25 protein-coding genes are annotated in these 25,734 nt (G+C 67.9%); 14 read left to right on the top strand and 11 right to left on the bottom strand.

What is annotated here, in order from left to right; genetic code table 11:
* Window positions 1-37 precede the first annotated feature (37 nt).
* Genes ACWDUN_RS07490 through ACWDUN_RS07480 form a run of 3 tightly spaced genes read right to left on the bottom strand, consistent with a single transcriptional unit; the run spans window position 38 to window position 2,038 of the window.
* A complete protein-coding gene (locus ACWDUN_RS07490) occupies window positions 38-250 on the bottom strand; it encodes an exodeoxyribonuclease VII small subunit (protein WP_449926737.1) in 213 nt (70 codons plus the stop codon).
* Window positions 237-1,466, bottom strand: a complete 1,230-nt coding sequence (gene xseA / locus ACWDUN_RS07485) for an exodeoxyribonuclease VII large subunit (protein ID WP_449926734.1) — start codon at window positions 1,464-1,466, stop codon at window positions 237-239. Before xseA ends, ACWDUN_RS07490 begins: the two co-directional genes overlap by 14 nt.
* Window positions 1,463-2,038, bottom strand: a complete 576-nt coding sequence (locus tag ACWDUN_RS07480; protein ID WP_449926732.1) for a lipid droplet-associated protein — start codon at window positions 2,036-2,038, stop codon at window positions 1,463-1,465. Before ACWDUN_RS07480 ends, xseA begins: the two co-directional genes overlap by 4 nt.
* Window positions 2,039-2,090: 52 nt before the next feature.
* Here ACWDUN_RS07480 and ACWDUN_RS07475 point away from each other — a divergent pair, with 52 nt between their 5' ends.
* Window positions 2,091-3,092, top strand: a complete 1,002-nt coding sequence (locus ACWDUN_RS07475; protein WP_449926729.1) for a 4-hydroxy-3-methylbut-2-enyl diphosphate reductase — start codon at window positions 2,091-2,093, stop codon at window positions 3,090-3,092.
* Between the two features lie 19 nt (window positions 3,093-3,111).
* Entirely contained in the window at window positions 3,112-4,872 is a 1,761-nt protein-coding gene (locus ACWDUN_RS07470; RefSeq protein ID WP_449926727.1) for a penicillin-binding transpeptidase domain-containing protein, read from the top strand.
* A 15-nt stretch (window positions 4,873-4,887) separates the two neighbouring features.
* Here the strand turns inward: ACWDUN_RS07470 and ACWDUN_RS07465 are convergent, their stop codons facing one another.
* On the bottom strand, window positions 4,888-5,961 hold the full coding sequence (locus tag ACWDUN_RS07465; RefSeq protein ID WP_449926724.1) for a DUF6542 domain-containing protein: 1,074 nt from the start codon (window positions 5,959-5,961) through the stop codon (window positions 4,888-4,890).
* 83 nt (window positions 5,962-6,044) lie between these two features.
* Here ACWDUN_RS07465 and ychF point away from each other — a divergent pair, with 83 nt between their 5' ends.
* Window positions 6,045-7,118, top strand: a complete 1,074-nt coding sequence (gene ychF / locus ACWDUN_RS07460; protein WP_449926722.1) for a redox-regulated ATPase YchF — start codon at window positions 6,045-6,047, stop codon at window positions 7,116-7,118.
* An 81-nt stretch (window positions 7,119-7,199) separates the two neighbouring features.
* On the opposite strand, the gene ACWDUN_RS07455 is transcribed toward ychF, so the two are convergent.
* Window positions 7,200-7,772: a TetR/AcrR family transcriptional regulator gene (locus tag ACWDUN_RS07455; RefSeq protein ID WP_449926720.1), complete on the bottom strand. Its 573-nt coding sequence runs from the start codon at window positions 7,770-7,772 to the stop codon at window positions 7,200-7,202.
* Between the two features lie 162 nt (window positions 7,773-7,934).
* On the opposite strand from ACWDUN_RS07455, the gene ACWDUN_RS07450 reads away from it, so the two are divergent.
* Window positions 7,935-9,149: a cytochrome P450 gene (locus ACWDUN_RS07450; protein WP_449926717.1), complete on the top strand. Its 1,215-nt coding sequence runs from the start codon at window positions 7,935-7,937 to the stop codon at window positions 9,147-9,149.
* Between the two features lie 12 nt (window positions 9,150-9,161).
* Here the strand turns inward: ACWDUN_RS07450 and ACWDUN_RS07445 are convergent, their stop codons facing one another.
* Complete coding sequence (locus ACWDUN_RS07445) at window positions 9,162-9,656, bottom strand: nitroreductase/quinone reductase family protein (RefSeq protein WP_449926714.1); 495 nt, start codon at window positions 9,654-9,656, stop codon at window positions 9,162-9,164.
* A 91-nt stretch (window positions 9,657-9,747) separates the two neighbouring features.
* Here ACWDUN_RS07445 and ACWDUN_RS07440 point away from each other — a divergent pair, with 91 nt between their 5' ends.
* Complete coding sequence (locus ACWDUN_RS07440) at window positions 9,748-10,695, top strand: DUF1214 domain-containing protein (protein WP_449926713.1); 948 nt, start codon at window positions 9,748-9,750, stop codon at window positions 10,693-10,695.
* On the opposite strand, the gene ACWDUN_RS07435 is transcribed toward ACWDUN_RS07440, so the two are convergent.
* From ACWDUN_RS07435 to ACWDUN_RS07425, 3 genes are read right to left on the bottom strand one after another with little or no spacing between them, the layout of a single operon-like run.
* Window positions 10,682-11,413 carry a DUF72 domain-containing protein gene (locus tag ACWDUN_RS07435; RefSeq protein ID WP_449926710.1) on the bottom strand — a complete coding sequence of 244 codons (732 nt, stop codon included), beginning with the start codon at window positions 11,411-11,413 and terminating at the stop codon, window positions 10,682-10,684. The genes ACWDUN_RS07440 and ACWDUN_RS07435 overlap by 14 nt on opposite strands.
* Entirely contained in the window at window positions 11,410-12,063 is a 654-nt protein-coding gene (locus ACWDUN_RS07430; protein ID WP_449926707.1) for a UdgX family uracil-DNA binding protein, read from the bottom strand. Before ACWDUN_RS07430 ends, ACWDUN_RS07435 begins: the two co-directional genes overlap by 4 nt.
* A gap of 60 nt (window positions 12,064-12,123) precedes the next feature.
* Window positions 12,124-12,855 (bottom strand): guanylate cyclase, encoded by a 732-nt coding sequence (locus ACWDUN_RS07425; RefSeq protein WP_449926705.1) that lies wholly within the window; start codon window positions 12,853-12,855, stop codon window positions 12,124-12,126.
* A 26-nt stretch (window positions 12,856-12,881) separates the two neighbouring features.
* Here ACWDUN_RS07425 and ACWDUN_RS07420 point away from each other — a divergent pair, with 26 nt between their 5' ends.
* Window positions 12,882-13,040: a hypothetical protein gene (locus tag ACWDUN_RS07420; protein ID WP_449926702.1), complete on the top strand. Its 159-nt coding sequence runs from the start codon at window positions 12,882-12,884 to the stop codon at window positions 13,038-13,040.
* A gap of 76 nt (window positions 13,041-13,116) precedes the next feature.
* On the opposite strand, the gene ACWDUN_RS07415 is transcribed toward ACWDUN_RS07420, so the two are convergent.
* Entirely contained in the window at window positions 13,117-15,993 is a 2,877-nt protein-coding gene (locus tag ACWDUN_RS07415) for an aminotransferase (RefSeq protein ID WP_449926699.1), read from the bottom strand.
* Window positions 15,994-15,998: 5 nt separating this feature from the next.
* The gene (locus tag ACWDUN_RS07410; RefSeq protein ID WP_449926696.1) at window positions 15,999-16,862 is read right to left on the bottom strand and encodes an alpha/beta fold hydrolase; all 864 of its coding nucleotides are present in this window, start codon (window positions 16,860-16,862) and stop codon (window positions 15,999-16,001) included.
* Between the two features lie 89 nt (window positions 16,863-16,951).
* Here ACWDUN_RS07410 and ACWDUN_RS07405 point away from each other — a divergent pair, with 89 nt between their 5' ends.
* The 8 genes from ACWDUN_RS07405 to ACWDUN_RS07370 all read left to right on the top strand — a co-directional run bounded on the left by ACWDUN_RS07405 (window position 16,952) and on the right by ACWDUN_RS07370 (window position 25,734).
* Window positions 16,952-17,563, top strand: coding sequence for a TetR/AcrR family transcriptional regulator (locus ACWDUN_RS07405; protein ID WP_449926693.1), 612 nt, complete (start codon window positions 16,952-16,954; stop codon window positions 17,561-17,563).
* A gap of 193 nt (window positions 17,564-17,756) precedes the next feature.
* Window positions 17,757-18,536: an MlaE family ABC transporter permease gene (locus ACWDUN_RS07400; RefSeq protein ID WP_449927773.1), complete on the top strand. Its 780-nt coding sequence runs from the start codon at window positions 17,757-17,759 to the stop codon at window positions 18,534-18,536.
* 5 nt (window positions 18,537-18,541) lie between these two features.
* Window positions 18,542-19,375, top strand: coding sequence for an MlaE family ABC transporter permease (locus ACWDUN_RS07395; protein WP_449927771.1), 834 nt, complete (start codon window positions 18,542-18,544; stop codon window positions 19,373-19,375).
* Window position 19,376: 1 nt separating this feature from the next.
* The gene (locus ACWDUN_RS07390; RefSeq protein ID WP_449926690.1) at window positions 19,377-20,849 is read left to right on the top strand and encodes an MCE family protein; all 1,473 of its coding nucleotides are present in this window, start codon (window positions 19,377-19,379) and stop codon (window positions 20,847-20,849) included.
* Window positions 20,850-20,883: 34 nt separating this feature from the next.
* Complete coding sequence (locus ACWDUN_RS07385) at window positions 20,884-21,915, top strand: virulence factor Mce family protein (RefSeq protein WP_449926687.1); 1,032 nt, start codon at window positions 20,884-20,886, stop codon at window positions 21,913-21,915.
* The gene (locus ACWDUN_RS07380) at window positions 21,912-23,276 is read left to right on the top strand and encodes an MCE family protein (RefSeq protein WP_449926684.1); all 1,365 of its coding nucleotides are present in this window, start codon (window positions 21,912-21,914) and stop codon (window positions 23,274-23,276) included. Before ACWDUN_RS07385 ends, ACWDUN_RS07380 begins: the two co-directional genes overlap by 4 nt.
* A complete protein-coding gene (locus ACWDUN_RS07375; protein ID WP_449926681.1) occupies window positions 23,273-24,613 on the top strand; it encodes an MCE family protein in 1,341 nt (446 codons plus the stop codon). The genes ACWDUN_RS07380 and ACWDUN_RS07375 overlap by 4 nt, the downstream gene beginning before the upstream one ends.
* Window positions 24,610-25,734 carry an MCE family protein gene (locus tag ACWDUN_RS07370; protein ID WP_449926678.1) on the top strand — a complete coding sequence of 375 codons (1,125 nt, stop codon included), beginning with the start codon at window positions 24,610-24,612 and terminating at the stop codon, window positions 25,732-25,734. Before ACWDUN_RS07375 ends, ACWDUN_RS07370 begins: the two co-directional genes overlap by 4 nt.

The raw sequence follows: 25,734 nt of genomic DNA, 5'->3' as shown, positions 1-25,734 counted from the left end.
GCCCTGGCTCGGATCGAGCGACAACCTGATTGCGTTGTCAATCGTCCTCGGTGCTGCCGGCAGCGAGCGTGTCGGCCACCTTCTGGCGCGCCCCCGCCAGGTGTTCCTCACACCGTTTGGCCAGTTCTTCGCCTCTTTCCCAAAGCTTGAGCGACGCATCGAGGTCGAGCCCGCCGTGTTCGAGCTGGCGTACCACCTCGATCAGTTCGTCCCGGGCCTCCTCGTACCCCAACTTACTAATGGGCTTCATCTGACCCCTCGCTGGTTGTGATGACGGCACCGTCCGCGACGCGCACCCTGAGTTGTGTTCCGGCCGGGGCGTCGGTGACCGAGCGCAACACGTGCCCGTCCCCGACCACCTGCACCACCGCATAGCCGCGGGCCAGGGTGGCCGCGGGCCCCAGCGTGCTCAACCGCGCCGACAGGTGTTCCAGTCGGTCGGTCTCGACGGCGATCATCCGGTTGACATCGCGGCGCGCCGTCGCCCGGGCCCGCTCGATCTCCTCGGTGCGCACATCGAGCGCCCGCAGCGGGTGGGCCAGCACCGGTCGTGAGCGCAGACCCTCGATGATGTGGGCCTCGCGGCGCACCCAGTTGCGCAGCGCCTGTGCACTGCGGCGGCGCATGTCGTCGACACCGGCCTGCTCGGCGGCGGCATCGGGGACCACCCGTTTGGCGGCGTCGGTGGGGGTGGCGGCCCGCAGGTCGGCGACCAGGTCGCAGACCGGGTTGTCCGGTTCGTGGCCCACCGCACTGATCACCGGCGTCGTGCACGCAGCGATGGCGCGGCACAGCGTCTCATCGGAGAACGGCAACAGATCCTCCACGCTGCCGCCGCCGCGGGCCATGATGATGACGTCGACGCCTGCGTCGGCGTCCAGCGCCTCGAGCGCCTCGACGATCTGCGCGACCGCGTTGGGTCCCTGCACCGCGGTGTTGTGAACGGCGAAACGCACCGCGGGCCAGCGGGCCGAGGCGACCGCGACGACATCGTGCTCGGCCGCCGACGCACGCCCGGTGATCAGGCCGATCGTGTTGGGCAGGAACGGAATCGGGCGTTTGAGCCGGGCATCGAAGAGGCCCTCGGCCTCCAGCAGCCGGCGCAGTCGCTCGATACGGGCCAGCAGCTCACCGATACCGACCGCGCGGATATCGGTCACCCGCAGGGAGAAGGTGCCCCGGCCGGTGTAGAACTGCGGCTTGCCGAACACGATGACCTGCACACCCTCGGCCAGTTTCACCGGGGCGTTCGTCACCAGGTCGCGGGGACAGGTGATGGACAGCGACATGTCCGCCGCCGGGTCACGCAGCACCAGCCACGCGGTGTTTGAGCCCGGCCGCATGGTCAGCTGGGCGATCTGCCCCTCGACCCACACGGTGCCCAGCCGATCGATCCACTTGGCCACCCGGGTCGCGACGGCGCGCACCGGCCACGGATTCTCCGGGGACTGGCCGGGTTCGCTCACTTGGCCGACGCGCGGGTGATCCTGTTGGCGAGCAGCGTCTGGAACGGGGCGCGAGCCTTGTTGGCCTCCTCGAAGGCCAGCAGCGCCTCCAGCTCGTCGAGCTTCAGCGACGTCAGGCGTGCGCGCAGCTGCGCGAGGGTCAGCGTCTCGTAACCGATCTTGTCGACGACGTCCGGGGTGGCGCCGCTGCTGCCGTTGCTCGTCGGTTCGACGACCTCCGGGGAACCCTCGCCCTCGCTGAACAATGCGAACCGGCCCTCGGTGAGACGCGTCACGGGCGCCTGGTCGTCATCGTCGTCGGACAGGTTGCGGTACGGGTCGCTGTCCTCGTCCTCGTCGAAGGTCGCCCACGCCGGCTGCTCGTCCTTGGGCGGGAACAGTTCCTCGAGCGCCTCGTCACCGCGATTCACCAGGTCGGCGACGTCCTGCTGCACCTTCATCACCAGATGCGCCAGCTGGCTGGCCACCGTCATCGGGTAGGTGAGGATGGTCTGGGGAAGCTTGCGCGTCTCATCCAGAGCGGTCACCGCCGCGCCCACCAGCAGTCGTACTCCGTATGGTGCTGTTGCCATGTGGTCAGCCTACGGCTGGCCGGGCCGGGGTGCCGGTAAGTACCCTGGATGTATGCCTCCAACCGTCAACATGGGAATTCCCGGTGCCACGAGCGCGGTGGCCGCGCGGGTTGACGGCAAGCGCGTGCTGCTGGCCGAGCCACGCGGATACTGCGCCGGCGTCGACCGGGCCGTCGAGACCGTCGAACGGGCGCTGGAAAAGCACGGCGCCCCCATCTACGTGCGGCACGAGATCGTGCACAACCGCTACGTGGTGGACACGCTGGCCAAGGCCGGCGCCGTCTTCGTCGAACAGACCGACGAGGTGCCCGAGGGCGCCATCGTGGTGTTCTCCGCGCACGGCGTGGCGCCGACGGTGCACGAGGAAGCCGCGGCCCGCAACCTGCAGACCATCGACGCGACCTGCCCGCTGGTGACCAAGGTGCACAACGAGGCCAAGCGGTTCGCCCGCGACGACTACGACATCCTGCTGGTCGGCCACGAGGGCCACGAGGAGGTCGTCGGCACCGCCGGTGAGGCCCCCGACCACGTGCAGGTCGTCGACAATCCCGATGCCGTCGACCAGGTCACCGTGCGCGACCCGAACAAGGTGATCTGGCTGTCGCAGACCACGCTGAGCGTCGACGAGACCATGGAGACCGTGCGCCGGCTGCGGGAGAAGTTCCCCACCCTGCAGGATCCGCCGAGCGATGACATCTGCTACGCCACCCAGAACCGTCAGGTGGCGGTCAAGGCGATGGCCCCCGAATGCGAGCTCGTCATCGTCGTGGGGTCGAAGAACTCGTCGAACTCGGTGCGGCTGGTCGAGGTGGCGTTGCTCGCCGGCGCCAAGGCCGCCCATCTGGTCGACTACGCCGACGATATCGATCCCGCCTGGTTCTCCGGTGTGACGACGGTCGGCGTCACCTCCGGCGCCTCGGTGCCCGAGATCCTGGTCCGCGGCGTGCTGGACCGACTCGCCGAATACGGTTTCGCCACTGTGCAGCCCGTGACCACGGCCAATGAGACTCTGGTGTTCGCCCTGCCGCGGGAGATCCGTCCGGCGCGCGGATAACGAGGTACGTTCGGGCCTCGTGGCCGAACTGCGACGTGTCCTGCCCGGTTTCCTTGCCGTCACCCTGCTGCTCGCCGGCTGCGGTGACGCCGAGGACCGGTTGACCTCTACCACCGACGGATTCGCCGATGCGCTGAGTCGCGGTGATGCCGCCGCGGCGGCCGCACTGACCAGTGACCAGTCCGCGGCCGCCGACACTCTTGGCAAGCTGTACGCCAGCCTCGGCAAGGACGTGCGGTTCGAGGTGACCGAGTCCCGGCTCGAGGAGAACACGGCGACGTTCACACTTGCGGCGACCTGGAAGTTCGGCCCGGAGAAGGCCAACGAGTGGACCTACACCACCCAGGGCAACGCCGAGGCCGCCGGTGACGACTGGACGATCCGGTGGGATCCGGCCGCCGTGGCTCCCGGCCTCGACGAGGGACCGCTGTCCTACAGCACGTTGGCCCCCCAACCGGCCGCCCGGGTGCTCGACCGCACCGGTGCCGACCTGCTGACCCAGCACATCGTCACGCTGATCGACGTCGCTCCCGGAGCGGATGTCAATACCGTTGCCGCGCTGATCAATCCGGTTGCCCCGACGGTCACCCCGCAGTGGCTCAGCGGTGAACTGGCCAAGGGTCAACCCGTCACCGCCGTGACACTGCGCGAGGAGGATCTGGCGCCGATCCAGGAGCAGCTGGCCGCGCTGCCGAATGTGACCCTGCGCCCGCAGACCCGGCTGTTGGCGGCCGACCGCGCCCTGACCTCGCCGACGCTGAACGGTCTGTCGGAGCTGTGGCAGCAGCGCACCGATGAGGCCGCCGGCTGGGCGGTGTCCGCGGCGACCGCCACCGGTGCCGAGCGGGTCGGCGGGCAGGACGCCGCGGCGGTCGGGGACATCGCCAGCACCGTCGACATCGGGATGCAGCTGGCCGCCGAGAACGCGCTGGCCCCGCTGACCACGCCGGCCGCCATCGTCGCGATCCAGCCGTCCACCGGCAACCTGCTCGCGGTGGCGCAGAACGCGCCCGCCGACGCGCAGGGGCCGATCGCGCTGACCGGTCTGTATCCGCCGGGCTCGACCTTCAAGACGGTCACCGTCTCGGCGGCGCTGCAGGACGGGCAGGTCACCCCCGACAGCATCGTGGCCTGCCCCGGCACCGAGAACATCGAGGGCCGGCAGATCCCCAACGATGACAACTTCGAACTCGGTGACGTGCCGCTGCACACCGCGTTCGCCCGGTCGTGCAACACCACCATGGGCCGGCTGGCGGTCAACCTGCCGCCCGATGGCCTGACCAAGGCCGCCGCCCAGCTGGGCCTGGGCATCGACTTCGTCGCGCCGGGGATGACGACGGTGACCGGATCGGTGCCGGTCGCCGACACCTCGGCGCTGCGGGTGGAGGAGGGCATCGGTCAGGGCAAGGTGACCGCGTCACCGTTCGGGATGGCCCTGGTGGCCGCGACACTGGCCAATGGCTCGGTGCCGTCGCCGACGATCGTGCAGGGCTCCCCGGGAGTCGCCGACCGCACACCGGAGCCGTTGCCGCAGTCGGTCGACGAACAGGTGCGGGCCATGATGCGCGAGACGATCACCGGCGGAACCGCCACCGCGCTGCAGGACATCCCGGATCTGCTCGGCAAGACCGGGACCGCCGAATATATCGATGACACACACGCACACGGCTGGTTCGTCGGCATCCGGGGCGATTTGGCGCTGGCGGTGTTCGTCAGCGATGCGGGCAGCTCGACGCCGGCCGTGGATGCGGCGGGCGGGTTCCTGCGAGCGGTGCCCTAGGACGCTTTTGCGGCGTCAGTCCTCGCGGCGGTAGCGCACCCGGGTGTAGGGCAGGTGGCTGTCGTCGGGCTCGCGGCTACGGCGCGGCGGCTCCGGGCGGCGTTCGTCGGGGCGGGCGCGGTAGCGGGGCTCGTAATCGGCATAGCTGTCCGCATAGCCGCTGTCGTAGCTGTCCCGGGTCGGGCGCCGGCGCGGGCGGTCATGGTCGCGACGGTCACGGTCGTAGTCGGGGCCGTCGTATCCCCGGGGCGGGGGCGGTGTCCGGCGCCGGGGCTCGCGCAGATCGCGCGGATCACGGCGGCGCGGCTGGCGGCGTTCGCCGGGCATGGGCGGTTCGTCATCGCGTCGCGGGCGGTAGCGCTCCCGCGCGGCGGCACGCTCGCGCCGGTCGGCGGCGGCCGCCGAGGCGGCGATATCGGAGTCCGGCGGGCGGTTGTGCCGGGCACGCGACGGTTCACCGGCGCGGGTGCGACGAGGTTCACGCGGCGCCCGTGCCTCGCGCGCACCGGACTCGCGGGGGCGGCGCGGCTTGCGGGCCGCGCGCGGCTCGTCCTCGGCGTCGGGCTCGGTGGACCGACGCAACCGGCGGGACACCTTCTCGGCCAGGTCGGCCGCGGTGGTACCCGACTCGGCGGAATCGGCGCTCTGCTTGTCCAGATACCAGCGCGCCACCCCGAACAGCAGCACCGCCGCCGAGGTGAAGAACATCAGCGGAAACCGCTCGATCAGCGGGTAGCCGCAGTTGATGACGATGTCCTTGAGACCGTTGATCTGGCCGCTGTGCATCAGGAAGTACGAGGCGGGAACGGCGACGAAGAGGATCAGCGGCGGCTGGATGACGGCCGTGAAGATTCCCGAGCGGCGGACCAGCACGACGGCGGCCAGACAGCCCAGCACGTAGAACGTCGCGAACACCGCGCCGAGTTCTTGATTGCCGGCGCCGGCGTGATACGCGAAGCCGATCAGCGTCGCGGTGACGGCCACCAGGGTCGCGCCCCACCAGGGCAGCAAACCCGACGGCCAGCCCGGGATACGGGGGAGCGCGGTTCGGTGGGACACCGACTCCGTCGGCTCGGGCAGACCTGACACATGTTGACCGTACCGGCTGTTGCTGGGTGGCCGCTGCCAGCACGCGCTGGCGAGCCCGTCACACCCTCTAGACTCTGGAGTCCGTGAGCTTGAACCTCGGAATCGTCGGACTCCCCAATGTCGGCAAGTCGACCCTCTTCAACGCGTTGACCCGGAACGACGTTTTGGCCGCGAACTATCCGTTCGCGACCATCGAACCCAACGAAGGTGTGGTGGCACTGCCCGACCCCCGGCTGGACAAGCTCGCCGAGATCTTCTCCTCGGAGAAGACCGTGCCCGCGCCGGTGACGTTCGTCGACATCGCCGGCATCGTCAAGGGCGCGTCCGAGGGCGCCGGTCTGGGCAACAAGTTCCTGGCCAACATCCGCGAATGCGATGCCATCTGTCAGGTGGTCCGCGCCTTCGCCGACGACGATGTGGTGCACGTCGACGGCCGGGTGGACCCCCGCTCGGACATCGAGGTGATCGAGACCGAGCTGATCCTGGCTGATATGCAGACCCTGGAGAAGGCCATCCCGCGGCTGGAGAAGGAAGCCCGCAACAACAAGGACCGCAAGCCGGTGCTCGACGCGGCGGTGGCCGCGCAGGCGGTGCTCGATTCGGGCAAGACCCTTTTCTCGGCCGGAACAGACGTGTCGCTGCTGCGCGAGCTCAACCTGATGACCACCAAGCCGTTCCTGTACGTGTTCAACGCCGACGAGTCGGTGCTGACCGATCCGGCTCGCCAGGCCGAATTGCGCGAGATGGTGGCTCCGGCCGACGCGGTGTTCCTGGACGCCAAGATCGAGTCCGAGCTGATCGAGCTCGACGACGAGTCGGCCGCCGAGTTGCTGGAGTCGATCGGTCAGACCGAGCGTGGGCTCGACGCGTTGGCGCGGGCCGGGTTCCACACCCTGAACTTGCAGACCTACCTGACCGCGGGCCCGAAAGAGGCGCGGGCGTGGACGATTCACCGAGGCGACACCGCACCCAAGGCGGCCGGGGTGATCCACACCGATTTCGAGAAGGGCTTCATCAAGGCCGAGATCGTGTCCTTCGACGACCTGGTGGAGGCCGGCTCGATGGCCGCGGCCAAGGCGGCGGGCAAGGTCCGGATGGAGGGCAAGGACTACGTGATGGCCGACGGGGACGTGGTGGAGTTCCGCTTCAACGTGTAGGCCGATCGCAATGTCGGGCTGACAGCGTCGCTGACCGTATATATCGATAACGAAGCTGTCAGCCGTACATTGCGCGCCGTGTCAGCCGTCCGCGTACGCGGGTCCGAGGAATCGGCGCACCATCTGCTCCTCGGCGTCGGGATCGCCCAACGGCCAGTACCACAGCGCCAGGAATGCGCGGATCAGCCATTGTGCGGCAAGTGGATCGGGCGTACTCAGTCCGACCATCTCGGCCGCGAAGTCCGAGACGACGGGCGAATCGACGATCCAGCCATCGCCGGCAGGCGTGACCATCGACTGCATGATCCTGGCCAGCGGATCGGCGCGCATGCGGCGCAGTGCGACCGTCGTCGCCATGACGACCCGCTCGGAGCCGGTCAGGTCGGTGATCGCCCCGCGGACGGAGTCGAGGATGCGTTCGGCGTGCCGGGTGAGCACGACATCACGGATGGCCACCTTGCCGCCGGTGTGGCGGTAGATGGTCGCCGGTGAACAGTGCACGGCGGCGGCCAGCGCGTCGATGCTGAAGGCGTCGTAGCCGTGCCGCGTCAACAGATCGGCGGCCGCGGCGTAGATCCGCTCGGCCGCCTCGTCGTGACGGTCCCGCCCGAGCAACCAGTCATCGGGACGTGTGGTGCGCTGCCGCGAGTCCATTCAGCACATTTATCACTGTGAGAGAAAAGCGGCGTCCTTTCTCAGTGAAATCACTGGTCGGCAGTGTGCGATGAGAACCCCGCCGGCACGCTCGCAGCCCGGCGGTTTTCGTGTTCGCCGTGCACCGTTGACCTCGCGTCGGAGGGTGTCCACGCTGGGCGCATGACCCCACTGGCGGACGCCGCGGCCTTCTTCGGTGCGCAGGCCCTGCAAGATCCCTACCCGCTCTACGCCCAGATGCGATCTGACGCACCCGTCCAGCGGATCGGCGACTCCTGCTTCTACGCGGTATGCGGCTGGGACGCAGTGACCGAGGCCGTCGGTCGCGCCGAGGACTTCTCGTCCAACCTGACCGCGACGATGGTCTACCACGACGACGGCCGCGTCACCCCGTTCGACATGGGCGCCCCCGGAGACCCGATACACGCGCTGGCCACCGCCGACGATCCCGTCCACGACGTGCACCGCAAACTACTCCTGCCGCACCTGTCGGCACGACGGATACGGGTCATCGAAGAGTTCGCGCAAGCCACCGCCGTCCAGCTCTGGGAAGCCGGTCTGGCCGGCGGCCGCATCGAATGGATGAGTGCCGTCGCCAACCGGTTGCCGATGATGGTCGTCGCCCGGCTGCTCGGCCTGCCCGACGACGACGTCGACACGCTCATCCGATTGGGCTATGCCACCACGACGTTGCTCGACGGAATCGTCAGCGCGGATCAACTGGAAGCTGCCGGTGTGGCGGCCATGGAGCTCTCCGGGTATGTGATGGACCATTTCGCCGAGGCCGTTGACGATCCCGCGCCGGGTCTGATGGGGGACCTCGCGGCCCGCTGCGCCACCGGTGAACTGGAACAGCTACCGGCGCTGGCCATCATGATCACGCTGTTCAGCGCGGCCGGTGAATCGACCGCCTCGCTGCTGGGCAGCGCGGCATCGATTCTGGTGAACCACTGCGATATCCAGCGACAGGTCCGCGAGCACCCCGAACTGCTCGGCGTATTCATCGAGGAGGTGCTGCGTTATGAGTCGCCGTTCCGCGGCCACTATCGGCACGTACTGCGAGACACCACACTGTCGGGAGTGCAGGTGCCCGAGGGCTCGCGCCTGCTGCTGTTGTGGGGAGCCGCCAACCGCGACCCGCAGCACTTCGACGATCCCGACCGGTTCCGGCTCGACCGGCCCGGCGCCAAGGGCCACATCACATTCGGCAAGGGCGCGCATTTCTGTGTCGGAGCGGCGCTGGCCCGATTGGAGGCCAAGATCGTCCTGCAGATGTTGCTGGATCAGACCGACTGGATCGACGCCGAGGATATGGGTCAGTGGCTGCCCAGCATCCTGGTCCGCCGGCTGGACAGCTTGACGCTGGCGGTCAGATGACCGGATGCGCGATCAGCGTGGGGTGAGCCGGAAGATCGGGATCGTGCGCCCGGCCGGAGCCGTCTTGTCCCGGTAGTCGTCGTACCCGGCGTACACGCGTTCGGCCAAGCCGAACAGCCGTTCGTAATCATCCGGATCGGTGACCTCGGCGGCGGTGAACGGTTCCATGCCGAATCGGCAGTCCGGATTGGCCTTCAGGTTGTGATACCACTGCGGGTGCTTGGCGCCGCCGTAGTTCGAGGCGAGCAGGATGACATCCGCGCCGTCGTGGAAGTACGTCAGTTGCACCTGGCGGCGCTTCCCGGATTTCGCTCCGGTCGTCACCAGTGGGGCGTTGATGATGGGGCCCATGTTGATCCGCCCGCCGGTCAGTCGGAACAGATACGGATCGGTGCGGCGGGCGATGTGCCGGGCGACGAACTGCCCGAGGGGTGAGCGCCCGAAGCGCACACTGGCGTGATACTTGGAACCACGGGGCTTCTCGGGATCCACATATCGCAACGGCATGTAGAGCACCGTACGCCCAACCGACCCTCGGCCGTGGTGATGCGATGTCGGTTCGACCGCAGGGTTCATGCCCATGGTGGACAATGCGGGCATGTCGATCCGCGTGAACACCGACAACTTCGTCCGCGCCGAAACGCACCGGATGTTCCGCGACAATGCGGTGGTCGCCGGCGGTCTCGGCCGGTTCCACCACAACCGCACGCCCGCCGAGATCGACGCGCAGACCGTCATCCGGCTGAACCGGGACACCCTCTACAGTTTCGCCCTCGTGGATCTCGTCGAGCCGGTCACCCTCACGCTGCCCGACCCCGGGCAGCGCTACCTGTCGGCGATGGTCGTCAACGAGGACCATTACGTCAACAGGGTCATCCACGATGCCGGCGAGCACGTCCTCACCGCTGGCGAATACGAATCGCGCTACGTCGCGGTCGGAATCCGGATCCTGGTCGACCCCAACGATCCCGACGATGTGGCCGCGGTCGCCCTGCTGCAGGAAGGGCTGCGACTCAGCGGCGGCGGCAGCGGTGATTTCGTGATGCCCGACTATGACATCGCGTCGATGGACGACACCCGAGATGCACTGCTGCGCCTCGCCGTCGGGCTGGGCGATTACGACAAGATGTTCGGGCGCCGCGACGAGGTCGACCCCGTGCGCCACCTGATCGGGTGCGCGGCCGGCTGGGGCGGGTTGCCGACATCGGAGGCCACCTATGTCGGTGCCCAACCGGATGTCGCCGCAGGCGTCTACGAGATGGTGTTCCGCGACGTCCCGGTCGACGCGTTCTGGTCGGTGTCGGTGTACAACCGTCAAGGGTTCTTCGAGCCCAACCCGCAGGGGCGGTACTCGGTGAACAGCGTGACCGGTCTGCGCAACGAAGACGGTTCGGTCACCGTCCGATTCGTGCCGCCGACCGACGGCGACGTGCCGCCGAACGCCATCGTCACTCCCGACGGCTGGAACTACACCATCAGGTTGTATCGGCCGCGGCCGCAGATCCTCGACGGCAGCTGGACGCCGCCCACCCTCACGGCGGTCTGAGCATCGAGCGCAACTCCCGCGCGTTGCACACCGCGTGCCCACCGAGGTCATTGTTGAAGTACACCAACACATCTCGGTCCTCGGCATCCCAGGCGCGGATGAGAGCGGCCCAGCGATGCAGCTCGGCGGTGTCGTAGCTACCCGTGTAGATGGCGTGATCGCCGGGTCCGTGCAGGCGCAGATAGGCCAGTTTTGCGGTGGCCGCCTCCACGCACGGCAGCCCCGGGCCGCTCATCACCACGTACGCGGCGCCGTGCTCGCGCAACATGTCATAGACCGACGGGTCATCCCAGGACGGGTGCCGCAGCTCCATGGCCACCGGGATCTCGTCGGGCATGACGGTCAGGAAATGATCCAGGCGCTCGTCATCGCGCTGCTGTGCCGGATGCAACTGCACCAGCAGAGCCGCGCGCCGGTTCCCGAGTTCGGTCCAACCCGCGGCGATCCGTTCGATCCACTGCTCGGGGGAGCCCAACCGGCGGGCATGTGTCAGTCCTCGCGGTGCCTTCACCGTCATGGAGAATCCATCCGGCAAGCGGTCGCGCCATTGGGCGAACGTCGCGGGCTTGGGCCACCGATAGAAACTGGCATTCAACTCGACGGTGTCGAACTCGGCCACGTACACCCCGAGGCGGCGCGCCGCGGGCAGATTCGGTGGATAGAGCACATCGGCCCAATGGTCGTAGGACCAGCCCGAGGTGCCGATGCGCACCGTCATCCGCGGCGGCCGCCCGACAGCAGGCTCGCGGCGGTACCCAGATCGGTGACCAGGCCGTCGAACGCGCGGTCCCGCTGCTCGGGTGGACCGCGCAGAACCGAACTCGGATGCGGGGTGGCCACCACCTCGAAGTCACCCTCGGGTGGTCGCAGCACCTGCCCGCGCTGTTCGGTGAGCCGAAAATCATTACCCAGCAGACCTTTTGCCGCGGTCGCACCCAACAGCACCACCACCTCGGGCTCGATCGCCTGCAGTTCGGCGAACAACCAGGGCCGGCAGGCCACCACCTCGGTCCGGCTGGGTGTCTTGTGGATGCGCCGCTTGTTGCCCGCCGCGCGGGTGAACTTGAAATGCTTAACCGCGTTGGTCAGGTACACGTGTTCGCGATCGATGTCGGCGGCGTCGAGCGCCTTGTCCAGCAGCCGGCCCGCGGGCCCGACGAATGGCCGGCCGGCGCGGTCCTCGCGATCACCGGGTTGTTCGCCCACCAACAACAGCCGCGCCGATGCCGGACCGGCCCCGAACACGGTCTGATCGGCGTCGCGGTACAGATCGCATCCGCGGCAGCTGCGCGCGGCGTCGGCCAACGCACGCAGATCCCGGGAATCCGGCAGGAACTCCTCGGCGCTTCGGTGTGTCGTCGCGGCCATGCCTGTCGGGTACCCGCGACGACCGGCGCCTATACCCGGCCGAAACGCGCACGATCGGGACTATGTCCGCGCACTGATCGAGTCGCCGGGTGGCGGCCCGTCGACCGTGACGACGATTTCGTCGCCCAGCGTGTGTCCGGGCGCCAAGGTCAGCCGGTCACCGCTCCAGAACTTCCCGGGATCGAAGTAGTTCTCCCGCTTCTCGGTGGTCAGCAGACCCATCTCCTCATAGGTGATGGCGACCGTCTCGGCGCAGTAGGCCGTTTCCAGGCCGGCCGAGCGGCGCCTGACCTTGTCGCGCTCGGCCGACTCGCGGACCTTCCGGTGGATGATCGGCAGCCCGCGGGTGAAGTCGCTGACCAATGGCAGCCGGCCGCGCAGCCAGCGCCCGGTCAGCCGGGCCGTCGAGGGGAACGCGGTGCCGTTCATCCGGGCGATCACCTTGAGCATCCGGTCCTCCTGCTCCCGGTTGGCCGGTGGTGTCAGCTGACGCAGCCAACAGCGCTGCCCGTACTCGTGCACCCAGCGCTCGACGACCGCGCGGGCGTCGTTGAGCTGGACCCCGCGGTGATGGGTTCCGGTCCACAGGTCCAGCAGCTTCTGCCCGAGTTCGGCGTGCCAGATCAGCGGCGGCAGGTCGTCGATGGCGACGGTCATCCCGACGTGGTTGACCGGGGCGTTGGTCAGCGTCTGGATGGCCCGGTCCGGTCCGGAGCCACCCCGGAACAACCAGATGTCACCGGTGCGGGTCTCCTCCAGCGCCCGGGCCAAGTCCACCGTGTGTGCGTCCACGTGGGCAGCTTAGGCACAATCGCTGCATGCGAAGCATCTGGAAGTGGGTCGGGCTGGCCGGTGTCGCCGGCGTGGTGGCCGGCGGCGTGCTGGTCGCCCGCGATCAACGCATCCGCAAGTCCTACACGCCCGATGACATCCGGGCCCGGTTGCACCAGCGGCTCGCCGAGGCCGAGAACGCCTGACTTGTGGCCGCGAGCGTGCGTGAACTCCCGGTGCGCGACGGCGTGTCGGGGAGCAGACGCGCACGGTCGCGGTGGATCAGAAGAGTTCGGTGAGCGTGCGGTCCAGCATGTCGACGTAGAAGTCGGCGCCCGCCTCGTCGATGCACAACGGCGGCTTGGTCTTCAGGATGTTCTGGTGCTCGCCGGTCGGCTGGATCACCACGCCCAGATCCAACATCCGCTCGCAGATGGCCATGGTCTCCTCGGTGGCCGGTTCCAGGGTGTCGGCATCGCGGATCATCTCGACCCCCAGATACAGCCCCATCCCGTGCACCGTCCCGATGATCGGGTGCTTCTCACGCAGCCCCAGCAACCGCTCCTTCAGATGCCCGCCGACGCGAAGCGCGTTCTCCTGCAGGCCCTCGTCGCGCAGCACATCGAGCACGGTCAGCCCGATCGCGCAGGACAGCGGGCTGCCGCCGGTCGAGGAGAAGAAGTAACCCTGTGACCGGAACCCCTCGGCGATGGCGCGGGTGGTGATCACCGCGCCCAGCGGATACCCGTTGCCGGTCGCCTTGGCCACCGACACGATGTCGGGGACCACCTGCTGCTGCGGGAAACCCCAGAACCAGTGGCCCAGACGGCCGTAACCCACCTGAACCTCGTCGGCGATCGCGACTCCGCCGGCCGCGCGGACGGCCGCATACACCTGCGACAGGTAACCGTCGGGCAGCGCCATCCCGCCGGCGTTGCCGTACACCGGTTCACAGATGAAACCCGCGGGCGGACGCCCGGCCGCCACCATCGCCTCGATCTGGGCCACGGCATCCTCGGCGTACCGCGATGCCTCGGCGCCGCGGTACTTACCGCGGAAGCTGTTCGGTGATTCCACCGTGTGCACCCAATCGGGGCGGGTGGACAGCGCATTCGGGTTGTCCGCCGTCGACGTCGAGACCGCGTCGGTGGCATAGGTCCAGCCGTGATAGGCCTCGCGCACCGCGACGATATCGCGGCGACCGGTGGAGGCGGTGGCCAGCCGGATCGCCAGATCGCTGGCCTCCGAGCCGGAGTTGACCAGGAACACGGTGTCCAGGGCATCCGGCAGGGTGGCGGCGATGCGCTCGCTGAACTCCACCACCGCCGCATAGTTGAAACGCGAGTTGGTGTTCAGCCGGCGCAGCTGTCGCGACGCCGCGTCGGCCACCCGCGGGTGGGCATGCCCCAGCACGGTGACGTTGTTGACCATGTCCAGGTACACCCGGCCGGCGGTGGACATCAGGTGGTGTCGGTGACCGCGTTCGATCTGCGGCGGCGTGCGGTAGTAGTGCTCCTGCACCGAGGCGAAACTGTCGTCGCGCCGGGCCAGCAGGTCGCGCTCGGGGGCTGTCTCCGGCGCGTCGAGGCCGAGCACCGTCCTGGGATCACAGCACAGCGCCAACCAGCCCGGCGCCAACTCCGCGGTGGTGAACTGCGGTGCCGGTGGTGCCCCGACCGGACGCACCGCCAGCTGGGTCCAGCCGTCGGCGCCGATCACGCCGAGATGCTCTCCGGCGTGCAGGTGTCCGGGTGCGGTGCTCGATGCGACACCGGTCAGGGTCAACTCGAATTCGGTGCCGCGCAGGGTGATCCGGTCATCGGTACGGTCGACGACCTCACCGTCCCAGGGTGCCAGCACCCGGGTGGTCGCCGCCGGCCACATGGCGATCCCGGTTTCCACCACGTCCGGGCTGACCGATGACAACAGCGGGGCACGGCCCAGTCGCGGCCTGCCGAATCGGGTCAGCACCAGTTTCGCGTCGTCGCGTACCGCCGCGGCGGCCAGCGCGTCCGCGTCATCGCGGGTGTCCGACAGGTCCAGCGCGACAACCTGATCGGGATCCAGATCGGAGATCAGTCGGCACTGTACCTCGGGCCGGTTCGGCGCACCGAACAGACCGAGTTCGGTGAGGATGAGCGACGTCATCACGTCCATCGGGACGGCCGTCGCCTCGGCGAACATCCGCCACTCTTCCTCGGACTGGTCGGTGATGTAGGTGTTGTCCGGGTCCAGCGTGGCCTGCTGTGCGCCGCTGACGATCAGCACCGCGGTGCGCAGCACGAGCAGCGGCCACAGTGCCTCGGCCTCGGCGGCCTGCAGCGGACGGAGCGCGTGAAAGGCCTTGAGCCCGGGCAGGATCGACATCGCGTCATTGCCCGCATGCCCGAGCACCGAGGACAGCGTGATCGCGATCTCCGATACCGCCCAGGTCCGCGAGAGGTCACCGAAGTCGATGACGCCGTCGGGTGCGCCCGAGGGACCCACGATGACGTTCGCGTCGGTGAGATCCAGATGGACGGCCTGCTGCGGTAGATCGCCGGCCACGGCCGTGATCCGGTCCCACGCCGCGTGGGCTGCGGCGGCGATCTCGGCGTGCCGGCGTGGCACGTGGGCCAGTAGCTCGTCGACCACCTTGTTGCCATACCGCAGGTCCCACTGCACGATCCGGTCCAGACCGGGATGGTCGAACCCGGCCAGCGCCCGGCTGACCCGACCCGCGATATCGCCCAGCGCCGCCACCGCCGGCGGCGGGAGGTGCCCGCGCTCGTTGAGGGTGCCGCCGGACAGGTAGGGCAGCAGCCGGATCTGGCCGGCGCCCGAACCGTCGGCCGCGACCGCGAACTTCTGGCCATCGGCGGTGTCGAGCGGGACCGCGACCCGCAGGTCCGGTTCGGCGCGGGCGATCAGTTCGGCCGCGGCGTCCTGGGCGGTGAGTTCGGGCTCGGTGAAGGCTGGGTTGGCGATCTTGAGCACCGCCACCGGTACGCCTTCCTCGATCACGGTGAAGTTGCAGTCCTGTTGACTGCCAAGCGATCTCACCGCCTTGCGAAACGCGTAATGGGTGGCCAGCAGCTCAGTGGCCTGGTCTTCGGTGATCTGCGGGGCGGGCAGCGCGGGCTGCTCCAGGAAATTAAAGCCCGAGCAACCGGTCGTCATATCGCTCACTTGTCGACGAAGGCGACGACGGCGTCGGTGAAAGCGTCGTTGTCGTCACCGGCGGCGGTGTGGCCGGCATCGGACAGTTCGACGAATTCCGCGGAGGGCACCTTGGTCAGGAAGTCCTGTACGCCCTCGACGGAGACGACATCGGAGAGCTTTCCGCGGATCAGCAGAATCGGCACGCTCAGATTCTCGGCCGCGGACTCCAGCATGTCCACCCGCGCGAACGGGTCATCGCCGGGTTTGGTGAGGAAGGCCGGATCCCAATGCCAGTACCACCGCCCGTCGCGTAGTCGCAGGTTCTTCTTCAACCCTTCCACGCTGCGCGGTTTCGGCCGATGCGGCAGGTAGGCGGCCACCGCGTCGGCCGCCTGCTCCAGCGAATCGAACCCGTGCACGTGGTTGAACATGAAATCGCGGATGCGTGCGCTGCCGTCCTTCTCGAACCGCGGCACCACGTCGACGAGTACCAGCTTGGTGACGATCTCGGGTCCGGCCTCGTGGGCGGCCAGGATGCCGGTCAGCCCGCCCATGCTGGCGCCGATGAGCACCACCGGCCTGCCGATCTGGTAGAGCACCTGCAGTGTGTCGGCGCTCAGCGTCTCCACCGAGTAGTTCGCGGTGGGGGAGTAGTCGCTGTCCCCGTGTCCGCGGCTGTCCAGGGCGATGACGTGCTTGCCGCGGGAGGCCAGGATGGTGCCGGTGTTCTTCCAGGAATGCCGGTTCTGACCACCGCCGTGCAACAGCAGGATGGTGTGCCCGGCGTCCTCTGTCGCGGTGGGGCCGTTCCATTCGTCGGCGACGAGGTTCAGGTCGTCGACGCCACGGAACGTCACGGTCTGCGGTGCGCTGTCGGCAGTGCTCACGGGCATCCTCTCGCCATCCACACGGGATCTGTGACTCACGTTACTGACCGGTCGGTTGGGTCGGAAAGGCGGTCTCTAGACTGCCAACCGTGCCGTCCGAGGATCCTGGAGTCGACGAGCGCGACAGCATTGTCGAGGCGACCTTCGCCTGTCTGGCCGAACCGCACGAGGGCCCCGTCCCGGTATCGGCCATCCTGGCCCGCGCCGGGGTGTCCAGTCGCGCCTTCTACCGGTATTTCCAGTCCAAGGACGACCTGTTCCTGGCGATGTTGGACCAGGTCACGCAGCGTCTGGCGGCCCGGCTCGACGAGATCGCCGGCACCGCCGCCCCGGATCCGGTCGCCCAGCTCAACGCCTGGCTGGACCAGATGTTCACACTGGCCTCCGACCACACGCTGCACCGGTATCTGGCCGTGCTGGACTGCGATGAGATGCGCTCGGCCAAGGGATACCGGCAGGCGCGCGAACTGTCGCGGTCACGCCGCGAGTCGTCGCTGGCGGCCATCCTGGCCGCCGGCCGGGCCGACGGATCGTTCCCGCTGACCGATCCCGAATCCGATGCGATCGCGATCGCCGCGCTCGTCAGCCGCGAGCTGACGTCGGCCCGGATCTTCGATCCCGCCCAGATCCCGGTGTCGCGGGCCCGGGTCGAAGGATTCTCCCTGCGCGCCCTCGGAGTCGTCGGCGGTGATACCGCATGACGGCGTTCGCGGCAAGGGGAGGGCCCGGTTGTGACTGTGAGTTTCCTTATGTACGTTCTTCCGCATCCATAGCGGGGCCTGTGGTCATATCGTGTTCGGACCGGGTGAGTTGCGCCGGCCCCGCCGTCGGCGGGCATCGTCGAAGGGATTGCATGGCTATGCGGATGTCGCGCAGCGCGGGGTCGACCCGCTGATGGCTGCGCAGGACGCAATCCCCAACATCGTTGCCAAGCCCGTACGGTCCTTCGGCGGCTTCTTCTCGATGACGCTGGACGTCTTCACCCTGATGTTCCGGCCGCCGTTCGCCTGGCGGGAATACATCCTCCAGTCGTGGTTCGTGGCACGGGTTTCGTTGCTGCCGACGCTGATGCTCACCGTCCCGTACACGGTCCTGCTGACGTTCACGTTCAACATCCTGCTCACTGAGTTCGGTGCGGCGGACTTCTCCGGAACGGGTGCCGCGCTGGGCACCGTCACCCAGATCGGGCCGATCGTCACGGTTTTGGTGATCGCCGGTGCCGGCGCCACCGCGATGTGCGCCGACCTGGGTGCGCGCACCATCCGCGAGGAACTCGACGCCCTGCGCGTCATGGGCGTGAATCCGATCCAGGCGTTGGTCATTCCGCGGGTGCTTGCCGCCACGACCGTGTCGCTGGCATTGTCGGCGACAGTGGTGCTGGTCGGGCTCACCGGTGCCTACCTGTTCTGTGTCTACGTCCAGCACGTGTCACCGGGTGCCTTCATCGCCGGTCTGACGCTCATCACCGGGCCGTCGGACGTGATGATCGCGCTGGTCAAGGCCGCCCTGTTCGGTCTGACCGCCGGTCTGATCGCCTGCTACAAGGGCATTTCGGTGGGCGGTGGCCCGGCCGGTGTCGGTAACGCCGTCAACGAGACCGTGGTGTTCACCTTCATGGCGTTGTTCGCCATCAACGTGGTCGCGACCGCGGTGGGCGTAAAGGCGACGATGTGACGAGCATGGTGGGGCACCGGGTCAAACGGGGCGTGAGCAGTGTCGTCGATTCCTGGAATCAGGTCGGTGAGCAGACGCAGTTCTTCGGCCGCACCCTGGTCTCCATCGGTGACGTCTTCATCCGTTATCCGAAGGAACTGATCCGGCTGATCGCCCAGATGGGGCTGGGCACCGGCGCTTTGGCGATCATCGGCGGCACGGTCGCGATCGTCGGCTTCCTGACGGTCAGTACCGGTGCGCTGGTCGCCGTGCAGGGTTACAACCAGTTCTCCGAGATCGGTGTCGAGGCGCTGACCGGTTTCGCCTCGGCGTTCTTCAACGTGCGCCTCATCGCACCGGCCACCACCGCTATCGCGTTGTCGGCCACCATCGGCGCCGGCGCGACCGCGCAACTGGGCGCCATGCGCATCAACGAGGAGATCGATGCGCTGGAGGTCATCGGCATCCGCAGCATCGCCTATCTGGCGTCGAGTCGGGTCATCGCCGGTGTCATCGTGGTCATCCCGCTGTACTGCGTGGGCGTGCTGATGTCGTTCTACGCGGCCAAGATCGGTACGACCGTGATCTATGGGCAGTCCAGCGGTGTCTACGACCACTACTTCGACACGTTCCTCAACCCGATCGATCTCATCTGGTCGTTCGTGCAGTCCATCGCCATGGCGATCGTGATCATGCTGGTGCACACCTATTACGGGTTCACCGCCAGCGGCGGCCCGGCCGGTGTGGGCGAGGCCGTCGGCCGCGCGGTGCGGACCTCCCTGGTGATCTCCGCGTTCGTCGTCGTGATGATTTCGCTTGCGGTGTACGGACAGTCCGGCAACTTCAATCTGGCCGGTTGACATGGCAGCCACGAAACGCAACTCAGGAATCGCCCCCGGCTGGTGGACGCTGCTGCTGGTGGTGTTCGTCATCGCCTCGATCTGGCTGTCGTATTCGCTGTTCACAGGCAGCCTGCGCAGCACGGTCCCGGTCACCCTCACCTCCGACCGGTCCGGTCTGGTGATGGAGACCAACGCCAAGGTGAAACTGCGGGGCGTGCAGGTCGGCAAGGTCGCCGCGATCAGCGGCGGCGACTCCGAGAGCGCGTCACCGGTCAAGCTGCGCCTGGACATCGATCCCGACCAGATCCGTTTCATCCCCGCCAATGTCGAGGCCAGGATCCGGTCGACCACCATCTTCGGCGCCAAGTTCGTCGACCTGGTCTACCCGGACAACCCCAGCGCCGAACGGCTGCAATCCGGCCAGATCCTGGAGTCGCAGAACGTCACCACCGAGGTCAACACCGTCTTCGAGAACCTCGTCGGGGTGCTCGACCAGGTGGACACCGCGAAGCTGAACAGCACGCTGTCCGCGCTGGCCGAGGGTGTGCGCGGACGCGGCGAAACCATCGGCCGGGCCACCACCGACGCCAACCAGGTGCTGATGGCGCTCAACGCCCGCACTGACACCATCCGCGAGGACTGGCAGGCGCTGGCCGGCTTCAGTGACGCCTACAGCGCTGCGGCACAGGACATCCTGGCCACCCTGGACGCCGCCAGCACCACCGCGACCACCATCAGCAGCAACGCCCGACAGCTCGACGCGCTGCTGCTGGCCACCACGGGTCTGTCCAACAAGGGCATCGAGCTGCTGGCGCCGAACCAGGCCAACCTGATCAAGGCCGTCAACACGCTGCAGCCGACGACGGACCTGCTGTTCAAGTACAGCCCGACCTACACCTGTCTGCTGACCGGCGCGAAGTACCTGCTCGACCACGGTGGTTACGACGCCACCGGCGGCAACGGCAAGTCCTTCATCCTCGACACCGCGCTGATGCTGGGCGACGACCCGTACGCCTACCCGCGGCATCTGCCGATCGTCGGTGCCAAGGGCGGCCCCGGTGGCAAACCCAGCTGCGGCTCGCTGCCCAACGTCGACGAGAACTGGCCGGTGCGCCAGCTGGTCACCAACACCGGCTTCGGCAGCGGTATCGACTGGCGGCCCAACCCGGGCATCTCGTTCCCGTTCTACGGCAACTGGTTGCCCGTCACCCGTGCGGTTCCGGAACCACCGAGCATCCGCAACACCTTCGGCGGCCCGGCGATCGGCCCGATCCCGTACCCGGGCGCACCGGCCTACGGTGCCCAGCTGTACGCGCCCGACGGGACCCCGCTGTGGCCGGGACTGCCGCCGGCCCCGCCACCGGGGGCGCCGCGTGACCCCGGCCCGCGGCCCGGCTCGGAACCGTTCATCGTGACCAACCCCGGTGTGCAGCCGACCCCGCTGCCGCCGCAACCGCTACCAGTTCCGGCCGCACCCGGCCCGCCGTCCTGATCCACCGAACCAGCACTAGGAGAAACAACCCGTCATGAAAGACAACTTGGGAGGCGCCATCTGGCGGCTCACCATCTTCCTGGCAGTGTGCCTGCTGGGTGTCTTCGGGCTGTTCGCGATCTTCTCGCAGTTGCGCTTCGGTGAGACGGAACAGAACTACAAGGCCGAATTCACCAATGTCAGCGGCATGGAGCCCGGCGACTTCGTCCGCATCGCCGGTGTCGAGGTCGGCAAGGTCGGCGACATGCACATCCGCGACGACGGCACGGTGCTGGTCAACTTCACCGCCGACTCGTCGGTGGTGCTGACCCAGGGAACCCGTGCGGTCATCCGCTACGACGACCTGATCGGCGGCCGGTACCTGGGCCTGCAGGAGGGCGCCGGGGACACCGGCCGGTTGCAGCCCGGGTCCACGATCCCGTTGGCGCGCACCGCCCCTGCGCTGGATCTGGACGCGCTGATCGGTGGTTTCCGGCCGTTGTTCAAGGCGCTGGAACCCGATCAGATCAACGCGCTGTCGGGCACCCTGATCAGCGCGCTGCAGGGTCAGGGCGCGACCATCGGGTCGTTTCTGAACCAGACCGCCGCACTGACCAACACGCTGGCCGACCGTGACCAGCTGATCGGAGAGGTCATCGTCAACCTCAACACCGTGATGGGCTCCCTCGGCGACCAGAACGAGCAGTTCGCCAAGGGCGTCGACGGACTGAGCCAGCTGGTCGACGGGCTGGCCGCGCGCCGCACCGACATCGCCAACGGTGTCGCCTACGTCAGCGAGGCGGCCGGCAGCATCGCCGAACTGCTGGATCAGGCGCGGCCCCCGCTGACCAAGACCGTCACCGAAACCGACCGCGCCGCAGGCATCGTCGTCGCCGACGCGGACTACTTCGACAACCTGATCAACACGCTGCCCGACGCCTACCAGGCGTTGGCGCGCCAGGGCATCTACGGTGACTTCTTCAGCTTCTACCTCTGCGATATCGTGCTCAAGCTCAATGGCAAGGGTGGCCAGCCGGTGTACGTCAAGGCCGCCGGGCAGAACAGCGGGAGGTGCACCCCGCGATGAAGTCCTTCGCTGAACGTAACCAGATGGTGGTCGGCGCAATCGGATTGACCGTCATCACCGCGATCATCCTGGGCGCGCTGAACTACGACAAGCTGCCGTTCCTGGACCGCGGCCGTGACTACTCGGCGTTCTTCGCCGAAGCCGGTGGTATCCGCGACGGTGCCGCCGTGCAGGTCTCCGGTATGCGGGTGGGCCACGTCTCGGGTGTCGAGTTGCAGGGCCAGCAGGTGCTGGTCAGCTTCAAGATCGACAACGGTGTGCGCATCGGTGACCGCAGCGAGGCCGCGGTCAAGACCAAGAGCCTGCTGGGCACCAAGTACCTGGAGGTCACCCCGCGCGGTGAGGGTTGGCAAGAGGGCACCATCCCCATGGACCGCACCACGCCGGCCTACCAATTGCCCGATGCCCTGGGCGATCTGGCCTCGACCATCAGCGGATTGAACACCGACCAGCTCTCCGACTCGCTGCGGGTGCTGTCGGAAACCTTCGCCGAGACCCCGCCAGAACTGCGGGTGGCGATCGAGGGCGTGTCGCGGTTCTCCGAGACACTCAACGAACGTGACGCCGAACTGCGCAGTCTGCTGGGCAATGCCAACAAGGCCACCACGGTGCTCGCCGAGCGCAGCGATCAGATCGTCACGCTGGTGCGCAGCAGCAATGCGCTGCTGGCCGAACTGCGCACGCAGACCGCGGCGCTGGACGCGATCTCGGGCAACATCTCGGCGCTGAGCCGCCAGTTGCAGGGCCTGATCGCCGAGAACGACGAGACCCTCAAGCCGGCCATCGACAAGCTCAACGGTGTACTCACCATGCTGGACAACCGCAAGGATCGGTTGCAGCGGTCGTTGAAGCTGATGAGTGACTACGCGATGTCGCTGGGCGAATCCGTCTCGGGCGGACCGTTCTTCAAGTCCTACGTGGCCAACCTGCTGCCCGGCCAGTTCGTGCAGCCCTTCATCGACGCCGCGTTCTCCGATCTGGGCCTGGACCCCAACGTGCTGCTCCCCTCGGAGCGCACCGATCCGCAGGTCGGCCAGCCGGGCACCCCGGCGATGCCGCTTCCGTACCCGCGTACCGGACAGGGCGGCGAACCGCGCTTGACCCTGCCCGACGCCATCACCGGCAACCCGGGCGATCTCGGTTGTGGCCCACCGGGAATCCCGCTGCCCGGCCCGACCGGCTGCTACCCGTACCGCGAACCGCCGCCCGCACCGCCGCCGGGCGGGCCGCCGCCGGGCCCGCCGGCCATCGCCCCGCCGGGTCTGGCGTCCACGCCGACCCCGCCCGGGCCGGTGTTCGTACCCGCCCCCGGTGAACCCGTCACACACGGGACCGGCGCACAACCGGGAGCAGGCCAGTGACCACATCGTCAGCACCGTCGCGGCACAACGCCGGACGCGTCACGTTGGCCCTGGTGCTCGTCGCGATCCTGGCCGCGGGCATCTATCTGGTGGTGCGCACCACCGAGACCCTCAACCGGGTCAACGTCGTCGCCTATTTCGACAGCAGCAACGGCATCTTCGTCGGTGACGATGTGGTGATCCTCGGGGTGCCGGTCGGCCGGATCGAGAAGATCGAGCCCGAGCCCGAGCGGGTCAAGATCTCGTTCTGGTACGACGGCAGCCACAAGGTGCCCGAGAACGTCAATGCAGCCATCCTGTCGCCGATGCTGGTGACCTCGCGCGCCATTCAGCTGACCCCGACCTATTCCGAGGGACCGGTGTTGCAGGACAACGCCGTCATCAGCCAGGACCGCACCGTGGTCCCGGTCGAATACGACGATGTCCGCGAGCAGCTGCACCGCATCACCGAGACGCTGCAGCCGACCGAGCCCGGGGGCGTCAGCGAGCTCGGGGCGTTCATCAACACCGCCGCGGACAACCTGCGCGGTCAGGGCGCCGACATCCGCGCCACGTTGGTCAAACTGTCCCAGGCGATCTCGGCGGTGGGTGATCACAGCACCGATGTGTTCGCCACGGTGAAGAACCTGTCCATCCTGGTGTCGGCGCTGCAGGACAGCACCGATGTGATGCGAGCGCTGAACCAGAACCTCGCCTCGGTCACCGGCACCCTGGCCGACAACCCCGACGAGGTCGGCACCGCCATTCAGGATCTGTCCGACACCGTCGGCCTGGTGCAGAACTTTGTCGCCGAGAACCGCGAAAGCCTCGGCACCACATCGGACAAGCTCGCTGGGGTGACCCAGGCGCTCAACGACAGCCTGGCCGACGTCAAGCAGTTCCTGCACGTCGCACCGACGACGTTCCAGAATTACATCAACATCTACCAACCCGCTCAGGGCGCGGTCTCCAGCGTCCCGGTGATCAACAACTTCGCCAATCCGATCAACTTCCTGTGCGGTGCGGTGCAGGCGGCCTCGCGGATGGGCGCAGAACAGTCGGCGAAACTCTGCGTGCAGTACCTTGCGCCGATCGTCAAGAACCGGCAGTACAACTTCCTGCCGATCGGCCAGAACCTCGGCGTCACCGCGTCGGCGCGGCCGAATGAGCTGACCTGGAGCGAGGATTGGTTGCGGCCGGATTACATCCCGCCTGCCGGTCCGCCGCCGCCCGCCGCGCCGCCGGCGAATCCGGGTGGGCCGCTGCCCGGTCCGCCGTTGGCGGCCGAGATGGCCGCACCCACGAATCCGGCCGACGGGCTGTCGGGTCTGATGGTGCCGCCGGGAGCCGGATCATGAGGCGCGCCGACATCGCCGCTGTGGCCCTGGTGATCGCCGCCGCGGCCACCGCGACGGGGTGTGAGTGGAAGGGCCTGAACTCGGTGGCGCTGCCGGGCGTGGAGGGCCGCGGCCCCGGCTCATACACCATTCAGGCGCAGATGCCCGATATCGACCACCTGTCTCCGAACTCACGGGTGCGGGTCAACGATGTGACCGTCGGCAACGTCACCGGTATCGAACGTCAGGGCTGGCACGCACTGGTCACCATGAGCCTCAACGCCGATGTGGTGCTGCCCGCCAATGCGACGGCGACACTCGGTCAGACCAGCCTGCTCGGATCTCAGCACATCGAGTTGGCCGCGCCCGCCGAGCCCGAGGGCCGGTTGCAGGCCGGTGCGGTGATCCCGCTGGAGCACAGCGGCGCCTATCCGACCACCGAGCAGACGCTGGCCGCGATCTCGTTGCTGCTCAACGGCGGTGGGCTGGGCAACGTGCAGGACATCACCGCGGCCTTCAGTCAGGCCTTCACCGGGCGGGAAGCCGACCTGCGCAGCCTGATCGAGCAGCTCGACAAGTTCATCGCCTACAACAACGATCAGAAGGACGACATCATCGCCGCGGCCGAGAGCCTGAACTCTCTGGTCGGTCAGGTTGCCGAACAGAAACCGGTGGTGGACAAGGCGTTGCAGACGCTTCCCGAGGCGTTGGAGGTGCTCAAGGACCAGCGCGAGATACTCGCCGAGGCGCTCGTGCAACTCGGCCGGTTCAGCGCGCTCGCCGCCGACTCGACGAACCAGACCCGGGAGGCGCTCGTCGCGGAGCTCAAGGCCCTCGGCCCGACCCTGGAATCGCTGGCCGATGCCGGTCCGGCGCTGACCCGCGGGTTGAGCTTTTTGACCACCTACCCGTTCCCGAAGGAGACGATCACCAACTGGATGCGCGGTGACTACGCGAACCTGACCCTGGTCGTCGACCTGACGTTGAGCCGGATGGACCAGGGTCTGTTCACCGGGACTCGGTGGGAGGGCGACCTCACCGAGCTGGAGATGCAGTGGGGCCGCACCATCGGCCAGCTGCCCAGCCCATACACCGCGGTGAATCCGCTTGTCGCGCCGTACCGTTGGGATCAGGGGCGTTGA

This window comes from Mycobacterium sp. NPDC003323, assembly GCF_053589535.1.
The sequence above is the reverse complement of the archived record's forward strand: the minus strand, read 5'-3'. Positions and strand labels throughout refer to the sequence as shown.